The following is a 12,229-nucleotide window of genomic DNA, read 5'->3' on the forward strand; positions in this document are numbered from 1 at the left end:
GCCATGAAACACTTTCCGACTATTTCCTCGCTGCTCGCTTTGTTGGCATTCGCTGCCGGCACTGTCGGCGCCGCCGAAACGCCCGCCGCGGCCCCCGTTGCCAAGGTCGACACTCAAACCAGCGCCAACGCCACTCCACGCGCGGACGGGAAGGTCGATGCGCAGGAGGCCCGCCGCGAGCTCGACGGCATGCGCGAACAGATGCGCGAGTTGTCGAAGAAGATGGCCGAGATGTCGGCACGGCTCGGCGACCTTGGCCCGCGCAACTATGCCTACCAGTACATCGGCGACCGGGATCGCGGCATGATCGGCGTGGTGCTGTCGAAGGACGATCGCGGCGCGCGCGTCGACGCGGTGACGCCGGGAGGCCCGGCCGACAAAGCTGGGATCAAGAACGGCGATGTGATCGTCAAGGTGCGCGGCGAGAACCTCGGCGAATCCGGCGACGCATCGCCGAAGATCCTCAACGAGAAGCTGCGCAATCTCAAAACCGGCCAGGAAGTGACGCTCACCCTGCAACGCGACAGCAAGAACGTCGACGTCAAGATCAAGGCCGAGCGCCGTGAGCCGTTCAACTTCGCGTTCTCGTTCGACAACGCCGACATCGAACGCGTCCGTGCAGATGCCGAACGGGCTGCACAGGACGCACAGATGAGCAGGGAGCAGGCCGCACAGATCCGCGAGCAGGTGCGCGAAGCAACGAGGCTTGCCACCGAGCAGGGCCGGCTCGCCGCGGAACAGGGGCGAGAGGTGGCCGAACAAGCACGCGAAATAGCCAACCAGGCGCGCCATCAGGCCTCGGCGAACCGCATTTACTACTCGACGCCGTGGTGGGGACTCAATCTCGCCAGCCTCAATCCCGACCTCGGCAGCTACTTCGGTGCGGACCACGGCGCGCTCGTGCTGTCCGCCGATGCGGAGACGACGAAGACGCTCAAGTCGGGCGACGTGCTGCTCGCGATCGACGGCAAGAAGATCGCGCGTCCCGAAGATGCGATGCGCCTGCTGCGTGAAGGCGAGGAGGGCCGCGAGGTCAAGGTAGAGGTGTTGCGCGCGCACAAGACGCAGACGCTGAGCATGAAGGCGCCGGAGTTCAAGAGTCTGTTCGTGCCCGCACCACCAGCACCTCCCGCGCCGCCCGTCCCGCTGAAACCACTGGCGCCGCTGAAGCCGCCCACTCCTCCCGCCGCACCCGCGCCTCCGGCCCCGCCCACGCCGCCCGCGCCGGTTACACCGGTCGTGCTCGCTCCGGCAATAACTGGGGCGATTGCCGGAAGTTGAACCGATCTTGCGCGATCAAGTGCGATTGATTCAACCGTCCAACGCAACGTTCTCATCACACGCGATCGCCGCGGCAACCTGCTGGCTCAGTGAGGACAATTCCATCGGCGCGCGCGCGCCGAGCACCTGCAGGCAGGGCAGGCGCATCAACGGAAAGCGAACGATGCGAGCGCGCCACGAATCACGCCGCCGCAAAGCGCAACGCAAGAATGCCGCATGCGCACGCCAGCGCGCGGGCGCATGCGCTGCCGCGCGTACAATGCCGCAATCGCCGAGCATCGCATCCCAGGCGAGGTAGTCGGCATCGGGCAGCAGGTACAGGCGCGCGAGACAGGTTGGCTGTGCGTCGATGAGCTCCAGCCATTCTCGCGGACCGTGCGACGTGACCGCGCTGTGCGCTTCGACCGCAACACTGCCCGCGATCGCCGCGAGTACAGGATGATCGAGCAGCAGCGCGCCGTGCGTGCACAGGCGCGCACGCGGAAAGACACTATCGCTGTCGGCACGATGCAGCCACAAAACGGGACCGAGCCGCGCCAGCCAGACAGCCAGGCGGCACCAGTCGATCGCGTCATGTTGCGGACCGCGCGCGCCTTCGCGCGATCTCCACTCGTAGTCGGAAGAAACGTTTGGCTCGGCGCTGCCACGCATTCCGTCGTCACGCACGCTGTCGCTCATCTTCGTTCTCCTCCCGCCATCGACAATGCTCGAGCTTGTCGCACCACCGGGGACGCAAATCGCGCTGCTAGCCGCATGCGGGCGCGGGCGTACGTTTATTTGGTCAGGATCAACTTGCCGTTGCGCGTTTGGCGCAGTCGATACTCCTGGCCGAAATGCGTGATACGCACCTCCTGCGCATCGCCGAACAAAGTGCGGCTGTCGAACTGCCGTTGCGCCGGCACGGCTTGAGCGCGCACGACGGTGCGTAAGGAAGCATCGCCCGAAGGCAGCGGTAGGGTCGCAGTGTGCATGACATGGCTCCGTGGCGAATTCGATTAAATGATAATAATTCTCATTTGCATGTCAAGCGGTTTTCACGCAATCGGCGTGGCCTGTAGGCCCGGCACCGCGTCCGGACAATGCGTATGGAGTGTGCAGTCCGTCTTGCAATTCTTTACACGAAGCGCTTCGACAACCGCGCTATGCATGCGCAAGAATGTCGCAACTCGTTGCGAACCCGCGGAGCTCCCGTGTCACGCCAATTTATTGCGATCGCCCTTTGTGCCGTGGCGATCGCCGCGATCGCTTTCTACAGCGGACGCCGCAGCGCGCCGGCGCAAGGCAGCCTGACCGAAGCCAGAGCCGATGTAGAAAAAGCGGCCATTTCCGCGAAGGAAAAAATGCAAGGGACCGCGACGGCGAAAGCAAAACTCGCCGGAATGACAAGCAATCGCATGCTCGACAGCGCCGTCTCCAACCCGAGCGAACATGCTCCGCTGCCCCCGGCGGGCACGCAGCTCAAGTCCATCCTCGCGGACCTTAAGGCGCGCGCAGATGCCGGCGATGCCGACGCCGCCTCGCGCCTGTTCAAGGACATGCAAACCTGCGCCGAAGTGCAGCGCCTGAACCAGACGATGCCGGGCATGGCCAACCGCGTGCTCAACAATACGTCCAGCGATCCGCGCAGCGGGCGCATGCTCGATTTCGTCCAACGCAATCTCGATTTCACCAAGAACAATGCTGCGATGTGCGCCGACCTCAGCGCCGACGACATGGCCAATCTCGTGCCTGCGACGCTGCAGGCCGCTCAGCTCGGGGACCCCCAAGCGGCGAACTGCTACGTCGGCGCTAACCTCAACAACTGGCCGGGGCTGGTCAACAATCCGCAGTGGGTGCAGGACTACCAGACCAATGCGCTCAATCTCGCCAACAGCGCCCTGCAGCAGGGCGACTGGTCGATGGCGATGCTGATGGCGCAGGCCTACGGCGGCAGTTCGCGCAACATGCTCAACCAGATCACCGGCACAAGCGCCGTACAGGCCTACACCTATGCGAAGCTGATGAGCCTCGGCCAGCCGACCGGCACGCAACAATCGCAACGCTCGACAAATGCATTGAGCAATTTTTCCGGCCAGTTGACGCCAGACCAGATCCAGGCGGCGGACCAGCAGGCGCAGCAGATGTATCAGCAGTACTTCAACAACACGCCGCGCCAGACCGGCCAGATCGCCAGCGCCAATCAGGCCTGCCAGGGCAGCGGACCGGGATTCTGACGCACAGCGACTTGCACGATGTCGGCGAAGTGCGCAGCATCGCCTCGCGAAGACGGGAATTCGAGGAGAGCGAATGCGACGCCATCTCTGGGTCGTTGTGGCGATCATCGCGGCACTCGCTGCGGGTTGGTGGCTTGGACGGAACGCAGCACCGGCGCGCGGCTCGATCGTCGCGGAAAACGCTAATGCCGATATCGGCAGCCCTAGCGCAAACGCTCGACCGAACGCACCGAGGCGCGCAGCTGTACATGCGCAATCAGAGCTGCCGACGAAAATGGCAAGCGCCTCGAAACCACTGCCTCCGCCTGGCACGCCTTTGAAACAGACGTTCGAAGAACTGAAGGCGCGCGCTGATGCTGGTGATGCAGAAGCGGCGTCGCGGTTGTTTCAGGATGCCCAGCGCTGCCGGCGATTCCGGCAATTGATCCGCCGCACTCCGCAGATGGCCAAACGCTGGCTAGATGAAAAGAGCGATGGGGCCACGGCGGAAGATCTGAAGATCACGGACGCGTTCCTCGGCATGGCGCAGTCACAACTGGAATTCCTTCGCAGCAATGCCGCGCTGTGCTCCGACGCGCCGGAGCAAGTCGATTCGTCGCTGCCGCTCGCGTTGCTTGCCGCACAACTCGGCGACTCAGCCGCCGCCAATTGCTATGTCGGAGGCGCGGACACTTTCGGCATCCCCAGCGGCGTGGTCGATCACCCGGAGTGGTTGTCCGAGTACAAGCAGAATGCCCTCGCCTACGCGGACGCTACTGTCGAGAAAGGCGACTGGACCATGGTCAGCCAACTCGCCTTGGCTTACGAGGGGAACGTTCCATCACTGCTCGGCCAGGTCACCGGAATCGATGCGGCAATGACCTATCGTTATCTCACGCTGAGTCGTCTCGGCGTGCAGGACAACAGTAGCGACAAGACCATCAGGTATCTCGACATGCGCCTCAAGACAATGGCGGAGAATTTGACCAACGAGCAGAAACTCGCCGCCGAGAACTGGGCACGCAACGCCTATCAAAGTTACTTCGCAAACAACAGGAAAAACGCGGCATATAACGGTTTCACTATCTGCCAATCGGACGGACCGTGATGAAAGAAGATCGGATGCGACGATAAGCCTCGTTGTGCGATAAGCCAGGTCGTCGATAAACTGCGCGCACTCCATCGGGGAGTAGTCAGCCGGGCTGATTCATAGCCCGGAGTTCCGCGTCAACACACTCGGGCGGCAGCTCGTGGCGCGGGAAACGCGATATCTTTCGCGCTCGACGAGACCTTTGGTTCGCTCGCGTCGCACCAGCCGGGGCCGCGCGGGGGAATCATTGCGTCCACTGCCCCGGCTTCGGAGTTCTTCTTGGAAACCCTACTCATCTCCACGCTGACCGTCACCCTCGGTGAAATCGGCGACAAGACGCAGCTGCTCGCGCTGATCCTTGCGGCGAAGTACCGCAAGCCTTGGCCGATCTGCCTCGGCATCCTCATCGCGACGTTGTTCAACCATGCACTCGCCGGCGCGTTCGGCGCGATCGTGAGCGAATGGCTCTCGCCGCAGACTCTGCGCTGGATCGTCGCGATCAGTTTCCTCGCGATTGCACTGTGGACGCTCAAGCCTGACAAGGCCGACGAGGACGAAGCCACGCACGGCAGTGCGCACGGCGTGCTGATCGCGACAGTGGCGAGCTTCTTCCTCGCCGAGATGGGCGATAAGACGCAGATCGCGACGGCCGTGCTCGCCGCGCAATATCATCCGCTCTGGCAGGTGGTCAGCGGCACCACACTCGGCATGCTGATTGCCGACGTGCCCGTGGTCTGGCTCGGTGCGCGCTTCGCGCACAAGTTGCCGCTGCGTGCGGCGCGCATCGGTGCGGCGCTGCTGTTCGCGGTGCTCGGAGTGTGGATTCTCGTGGGCCTGTGATTCAGCGCCAGACGAACGTCGCCACGCTGCGCGCGGGCATCTCGTAGGTGAACGCGCGCCCTGTCCCTCGTGCGACGAAACGTTGCGCCGACGGCGACGAATTCGCGACGATCATCACGAGCGAGCCGTCGTCGGCGTTGCGAAACACGACATTGTCGACGTCGTTGCGGCCTTCGCTCGACTCGACCCGCCGCGCATCAGGGCGAACGAAGCGGCTCGCGTGCGCGAGGGCGACATAGTCGACGGTGCGCGTGAAGTTTCCCGTCCTCGAATCGATCGTGACGAGGCCGCGGCAATTCTTGCATCCGCCCGCATGCGGGCCGTGGTTTTCATCGAGTGCGAGATTCCATAACAACACGCCGCGCGACCAGCCGCGCACCGATCCGATCAGCAGGCGGCGCGTGATCGTGAGCAGGCCGTCGTCCTTCATCGGCTTCCAGTCGCCGCCTGAGCATTCGGTGAGATAGGCGTCCTTGTCCGGATACGCGTCGTGCACGCGCGTCTGTGCATCGACATAGCCCGCATAGCAATGCCAGGCGACTGCGGCGACGTAGCGATTCGCTGGCGGATCGGCGAGCACGGCCAGCGGCTCCGTCTCGATGTCCCAGTTGTGATCCCAGTCGAAGATCAGCGGCGGCCGTTCGCGCTTCGCCAGTTCAGGTCCGAGATGCTCGCCGATCAGCAGCCGCCGCGCGCCCGCGCTGAGCAACATGCTCGGATAGTCGGGCGGGTTGAAGCGCGGCTCATTCTGCACGGTCAACGCGAAAATCGGCACGCCTGCGGCTGCCATCGCGTCGACGTATTTGACGAGATAGTCGGCAAAGGCGGCATGGTATTCGTACTTGAGCGTTCCATGCAGCAGGCTGTCGTTGGTCTTCATCCACGCCGGCGCGCTCCACGGCGAAGCCATGACCTTCAACTGCGGATTGATCGCAAGCGCCGCGCGAACGACGGGCAACACTTGCTCGGCGCCGGTGTCGGCGATTTTCGGCGCCAGCGAAAAATGGGCGAGCGCCGGATCGGCCTGTCCCGGCGGCATGTCGTCCAGGCTGTAGTGCGCACGCGAGAAGTCCGAGGCGCCGATGGTCAGGCGCGTGAAGTCGATGCCGAGGCCGCCGTCGCCGCGCGCGAACAGTTCGTGCAGCAGCTTGTCGCGCTGCGCGGCATCCATGCGCTTCTCGATCAACCATGCGGATGAATCGGTGATCGCCGCGCCGAAGCCGATCATCGCCTGATGACGCTTGTCTGCATCGATATCGATGATGGTGCTTGCATTCGTCGAGACGTCGAATGCGAGATCAGCTTCGCGCGCCAGTTGTTTTTCGCCATTCGCGGTGCTCAGCCAGACTTGCACCGACGCGCGCTTCGGCAGTCGCGGAGCGGTTGCGCAGGCGGCCAACGCGAGAATGCACAGAGCTGACAGGGCGCATTGGACTTTCATCTGGATAGTCAAAATGGAAACGTTCCCAACTTAAACCTGCCCGGAATATAGCAAAACCGGGAAGCGGCACGCGGCGCCCCGATTGGTCCGCGGCCGATTCCGAACCGCATTGAGGCCAGGAATTTGCTGCGCCGCACGGTGACGTTCGGTTACATCTCGTGCATATTCCGCGGCGAAATTGGTAACGTTTCCAAAAATTCTTTCTTGTTGCGAGGAAAGGGCAAGACGGGGATGCGCGCCGGCACCTGCCGCGCACCGCATGAAACGCAAATGTTTATTCCTGCGATCGTCCGTGGTCGCGAAGATAAAAAGCGGCCAGCCTTGGTCGCACTCTTCAATTTATAAACACCTTGGGAGAGCACCGATGATTCATTCCAGCACGTCGCGCACGTCCATCACGCAGGCCCGCAGGCTGCGCAAACGTCCGCTCGCTGTCGCGTGCGCGACCGCGCTTTTTCTCGTCGCGTCATCGGCAATTGCCGCCGACGAATCCACAGGCGCGATGGCAGCCGGCGGCGCGACCTCGGCCTCAGCGCCCGCCGACCAGGCGCAATCCGGTACCACGCCGGATCAGGGCAAACCCGCCGACCTGAAGAAGGGCACGGGAGATGATGCCGCCGCCACTCTCGACACGATCAAGGTAACCGGCATCAAGGGCAGTATCCAGAGTGCGTTGTCGGTCAAAGAGAACCTCGACAGCATCGCCGAAGCGATCGCGCCCGAGGACCTCGGCAAACTGCCCGATCTGTCGATTGCGGAAAGCCTGGCGCGTCTGCCCGGCCTCGCAACCCAGCGCGTCGACGGCCATGCCGAATACATCTCGATTCGCGGCCTGTCGCCCGATTTCGTCGGCACCACACTGAATGGTCGCGAGCAGGCGTCCACGGGCGAGAACCGCGGCGTGCAGTTCGACCAATATCCCGCCGAACTCATGGGCGGTGCGGTCGTCTACAAGGTGCCCGATGCCACCGTCATCGGCCAAGGTTTGTCCGGCACGATCGATCTGCACACGATTCATCCGCTCGACTTCCAGGAAATGACGATGGCCGCGAACGTACGCGGCGAGCACACGACCAATGGCAATCTCAACCCCGGCAGCGGCGTCGGCACCAACGGCAATCGCCTGAGCTTCTCGTTCGTCGACCAGTTTCTCGACCGCACGTTGGGCGTAGCGTTCGGCGTTGCCCATCTGGATTCGCCCTCGCAGGAAAAGCAGTATCAGGCGTGGTGGTGGAGCATGAACAACGGCGCCGGCAGCATCGAGCAGAACTGGGGTGGACCGCACACGCTTGGAATGCCTGACGGCGTGCTTTCCGAGGAAGGCATGCAGCTTCGCGCGCAATCGCAAGGCCAGGTGCGCGATGGCGCCATCGGCATCATCGAATGGGCGCCGAACGATCGCTACCATTCGACGCTCGACATCTACTACTCGAAGTTCGATCAGGAGAAATACAAGAACGGTCTGCAGTGGTCGAGCAGCCCATGGGACGGCATCGCCTTCTCCAACGTCGGTACATCGCTCGGCGGCCCCTACCCGATCGCCACGTCGGGCACGATGGACGGCCTGCAGCCGATCATGCAGAACGAGTACACCAAGGAGAAGGACTATCTGTTCTCCGCGGGCTGGAACAACCGCTTCGAATTCGACAACCAGTGGCAGGTGACTGCCGATCTGTCGTACTCGCGGGCGAAGGTCAAGCTGCACGACGCCTATGCGTTCACCGGCCTCGCCAACGGCGCTTTCCTTTCGACCAACTTCTCGATGCCCGCCGGCACCGGCTATCCGACGTTCACGCCCGCCACCGACCTGTCGAATCCGGCCAACGTCGTTTTCGCCGACCCGACCAACTACAGCTACAACGGCCGCGCCGAGTACGACAGCCAGAAAGACGAGATCAAGGCATTCCGTCTCGAAGCCTCGCATCCGCTGGGTTGGATTTTCGGCGGCATGAACTTCGGCTTCGACTACTCCGAGCGCACAAAGTCGAAGCAGGCCGACGTGTTCTTTGCCTATCTCAACGGCAACGGCTGCTCGACGTCCTATGGCGGTCCCACTGCGAATCCTCAATGCCAGAACGCGCCGTACAACCCGCACGACTACGTGCCGATCGGCAACCCCGACGGCAGCACCTCGCTCGCCTATGGCGGCATCGGTGGCATTCCGTACTACGACGTGTTGTCTGCCGTTGCCAACCAGTTCTATCTCATTCCCAAGAGCGGCCAGAACGACTGGAACCGCAATTATTCGGTCACTGAAAAGGTGCCGCTCGCCTACGTCAAACTCAACATCGATACCTCGCTTTGGAACATTCCGGTTCGCGGCAACATCGGTGGCCAGTTCGTGCGCACGGAAGTGTCTTCGACCGCCATTCAAAGCAACGGCGATACCTACATCGGCACGCTCCGCGGCAGCGATTCATACAACAAGTTCCTGCCCAGTCTCAACCTGGTCGGCGACCTCGGCGATCGCACCTACCTGCGCTTCGGTTTGGCCAAAACGATGGTGCGTGGACGCATCGACGATGAGAAGATCGCCTCATCCGCTTACGTGAGCCCTTGCGGCGGGACGCCACCGAACGCACAGTGTGCTTCTGTCGGCAACGATCCCACCAAGGGCACCTGGAGCGGCAGCGGTGGCAACATCTTCCTCAGGCCGTGGGTCGCCGTCGGCACCGATCTCTCGTTGGAGAAATATTTCGGCGAGGCCAGCTATCTCTCGGCGGCCGTCTTCAACAAGAACCTGCTGACCTACATCTACAACCAGACAGTCGACAATTACAACTTCGCGGGATACACGAACCCGACGCCGAACATCGCGGCGATTTCCACGATCGGTGTCAACACGATTCCTGAGAACGGAACCGGCGGCAGCATCCAGGGCGTCGAACTGGCCGCGGCGCTCGAAGGAAAGTTGTTTTCATCCTGGCTGGATGGCTTCGGCATCCAGGGCAACTTTTCCTACAACAAGAGCAAGATTCCGACGAGTTCGATCGCTGCAATTCCCGGTGGTCCGACCACCTTGCCGGGTCTGTCGGCGAAAACTGCCAACGTCACCATCTACTACGAGAAGAATGGTTTCTCGGCACGTCTCGCCCAGCGCTATCGCTCCGAGTTCACTGGTGAAGCGGTCGCGTTGTTCGATCAGATCGGCTACACCAAGATCCTCGCCGACAAACAGACAGACTTCCAGGCCGGCTACGACTTCCAGGAAGGCAGGCTGAAAGGACTGTCGGTGCTCCTGCAAGTCAACAACGTGACCGATTCGCCCTACCGTACGCAACAGGTCTCGGGCTTGCCCAATGGCGTCTCGGTAGCGCGACCGCTCGAATACGATACCTATGGCCGCACGATTCTGCTTGGACTGAACTACAAGCTGTGACGATGAGCAAGACGCCCGCGGTAGCGCGAAATCTGCTGTTCCACGCTATCGCGGGCCTTGTGCTGGCCGGCTGCACGGCCGCGACGACCAAGCAGGCTCCCACTGCATCGACGCCGAAAGCCGAGCGTGTCCGCAGCGCCGACAGCCTTGCCGACTGGCCGCAATTGACGAGTCCGATCAAGCCGGATGCAGCGATGGAAGCGCGCATCCGCGAGATTGTCGGCGGCATGACGATCGAGCAGAAGATCGGGCAGATGACCCAGGCCGACATCCGCAAGATCACGCCCGACGAGGTGCGCCGCTTCTACATCGGCAGCGTGCTCAACGGCGGCAACACGCAACCCGACGACACGCGTGGCGCGAGCTTCGCGCAATGGCGCGCGGCAACGGCGCGCTATCACGCCGCGGCGCTCGCCACCGACATGGCGGTGAAGATTCCGCTGATCTGGGGCACCGATGCGGTGCACGGCCATGGCATCGTTTCCGGCACAACGGTATTCCCGCACAACATGGGACTCGGTGCCACGCATGATGCGGGGCTCGTGCGCGAGATCGGCGCGGCGACCGCGCGCCAGGTGCGCGCGACGGGTATCGACTGGGTGTTCGCGCCGACGCTCGCGGTCGTGCAGAACTATCGCTGGGGGCGCAGCTATGAAAGCTTCTCCTCCGACCCAGCGATCGTGCGCGAACTCGGTGCGGCTTATGTCGAAGGTCTGCAGGGCAAGCTCGGCAGCGACACCAGTGCGCTTGCGACCGCGAAGCATTTCATCGGCGACGGCGGCACCGATCGCGGCGTCGACCGGGGCATCAACCTGTCCGGCCACGCTGACTTGATCGCCGTCCACGCCCAAGGTTATTTCGGCGCGCTCGGAGCCGGCGCACAGACGGTGATGGCCTCGTACAGCAGCACGCGCGATTTCGGCAAGATGCACGGCGCTGGATACTTGCTGACCGACGTGCTGAAACAGCGCATGGGCTTCGACGGCTTTGTCGTCTCCGACTGGAACGGCATCGCCGAAGTTACCGGCTGCGAGCGTGACAACTGCGCAGCCGCGATCAACGCCGGCATCGACATGGTCATGGTGCCGCAGAAGTGGGAGAAATTCATCAAGAAGACCGCGCGTCAGGTGCGTCTCGGCGAGATTCCGATGACGCGAGTCGACGACGCAGTGACACGCATCCTGCGCGTGAAGATGCGCGCAGGCCTATTCGAGCGCAAAGCGGACGCCGTGTTTGGCAATGCGAGCGACCTGCAGGCACGCGACCTCGCGCGGCATGCAGTGCGCGAGTCGCTCGTGCTGCTGAAGAACGACGGCGCGGTGCTGCCGCTCAAGCGCGGCGCCAAAATTCTCGTCGTCGGCAAGAGCGCGAACTCGCTGCGCAACCAGTCCGGCGGCTGGACGCTGGACTGGCAGGGCATGAAGAACCACAACGCGGATTTTGTCGCGGGCGATACGATTCTCGCCGGCATCCGCGAAGCGGCGGGAAAAGCGAACGTCGTCTTCGACAAGACCGCGGCGAAGGCAAATGTCGGATCCTTCGACGCGGTCATCGCGGTGATCGGCGAATTGCCCTACGCCGAAATGAAGGGCGACATCCTCGCTCCAGCCAGCCTCGCCGAAAGCGAGCACTTTCCCGAGGATTTGCAGGTGCTGCGGAAAGTCGCCGGCCATGGCAAGCCAGTGATCACCGTGCTCGTGTCCGGACGTCCGCTGTATGCGAACGACCTGATCAATCTGTCGGATGCATTCGTCGCCGCCTGGCTGCCCGGTACCGAAGGCAAGGGTGTAGGCGATGTGTTGTTCCGCGACGCACACGGCGCGATCGCGCACGACTTTCGTGGCACGTTGGCATTCCAGTGGCCACGGTCACCGTGTCAGGCTGCGTTTGCCGTGGGCGAGGGCGAGCCGTTGTTTGCACTCGGCTACGGGCTGAAGTATACAAGTCCGCGACATCTTGGACTTCTCGATGCGCCAGCGGCAACTAGCGGTTGTGCAAAGTAAGGA

The 12,229-nt window shown here is 62.8% G+C and carries 10 protein-coding genes; 7 read left to right on the forward strand and 3 right to left on the reverse strand.

The features are described from left to right. Positions 1-3 precede the first annotated feature (3 nt). Entirely contained in the window at positions 4-1,281 is a 1,278-nt protein-coding gene (locus F455_RS21540) for a PDZ domain-containing protein (protein WP_018971285.1), read from the forward strand. 30 nt (positions 1,282-1,311) lie between these two features. Here F455_RS21540 and F455_RS21665 read toward each other — a convergent pair whose 3' ends face one another. Together F455_RS21665 and hemP are read right to left on the reverse strand one after the other, a co-directional pair. Continuing rightward, entirely contained in the window at positions 1,312-1,959 is a 648-nt protein-coding gene (locus F455_RS21665; RefSeq protein ID WP_018971286.1) for a hypothetical protein, read from the reverse strand. Positions 1,960-2,054: 95 nt separating this feature from the next. After that, complete coding sequence (gene hemP / locus F455_RS19190; RefSeq protein ID WP_018971287.1) at positions 2,055-2,252, reverse strand: hemin uptake protein HemP; 198 nt, start codon at positions 2,250-2,252, stop codon at positions 2,055-2,057. A 219-nt stretch (positions 2,253-2,471) separates the two neighbouring features. Between hemP and F455_RS0100485 the strand changes: the two genes are divergently transcribed. The 3 genes from F455_RS0100485 to F455_RS0100495 all read left to right on the forward strand — a co-directional run bounded on the left by F455_RS0100485 (position 2,472) and on the right by F455_RS0100495 (position 5,403). After that, positions 2,472-3,494 (forward strand): hypothetical protein, encoded by a 1,023-nt coding sequence (locus F455_RS0100485; protein WP_157578356.1) that lies wholly within the window; start codon positions 2,472-2,474, stop codon positions 3,492-3,494. A gap of 73 nt (positions 3,495-3,567) precedes the next feature. Further along, positions 3,568-4,581 carry a hypothetical protein gene (locus F455_RS0100490; RefSeq protein ID WP_018971289.1) on the forward strand — a complete coding sequence of 338 codons (1,014 nt, stop codon included), beginning with the start codon at positions 3,568-3,570 and terminating at the stop codon, positions 4,579-4,581. 261 nt (positions 4,582-4,842) lie between these two features. Next, on the forward strand, positions 4,843-5,403 hold the full coding sequence (locus F455_RS0100495; RefSeq protein ID WP_018971290.1) for a TMEM165/GDT1 family protein: 561 nt from the start codon (positions 4,843-4,845) through the stop codon (positions 5,401-5,403). A 1-nt stretch (position 5,404) separates the two neighbouring features. On the opposite strand, the gene F455_RS0100500 is transcribed toward F455_RS0100495, so the two are convergent. Further along, positions 5,405-6,844 carry a glycoside hydrolase family 30 protein gene (locus tag F455_RS0100500; RefSeq protein WP_083918735.1) on the reverse strand — a complete coding sequence of 480 codons (1,440 nt, stop codon included), beginning with the start codon at positions 6,842-6,844 and terminating at the stop codon, positions 5,405-5,407. 123 nt (positions 6,845-6,967) lie between these two features. Here F455_RS0100500 and F455_RS22760 point away from each other — a divergent pair, with 123 nt between their 5' ends. The 3 genes from F455_RS22760 to F455_RS0100510 are packed head-to-tail and all read left to right on the forward strand — an operon-like array spanning position 6,968 to position 12,226. Beyond that, positions 6,968-7,189 (forward strand): hypothetical protein, encoded by a 222-nt coding sequence (locus F455_RS22760; RefSeq protein WP_157578357.1) that lies wholly within the window; start codon positions 6,968-6,970, stop codon positions 7,187-7,189. Positions 7,190-7,208: 19 nt separating this feature from the next. Further along, on the forward strand, positions 7,209-10,223 hold the full coding sequence (locus tag F455_RS0100505) for a TonB-dependent receptor (protein WP_018971292.1): 3,015 nt from the start codon (positions 7,209-7,211) through the stop codon (positions 10,221-10,223). A gap of 2 nt (positions 10,224-10,225) precedes the next feature. After that, positions 10,226-12,226 (forward strand): glycoside hydrolase family 3 protein, encoded by a 2,001-nt coding sequence (locus F455_RS0100510; RefSeq protein WP_018971293.1) that lies wholly within the window; start codon positions 10,226-10,228, stop codon positions 12,224-12,226. Positions 12,227-12,229: the final 3 nt, after the last annotated feature.

Source organism: Rudaea cellulosilytica DSM 22992, assembly GCF_000378125.1.
In the GTDB taxonomy this organism is placed as follows: domain Bacteria; phylum Pseudomonadota; class Gammaproteobacteria; order Xanthomonadales; family Rhodanobacteraceae; genus Rudaea; species Rudaea cellulosilytica.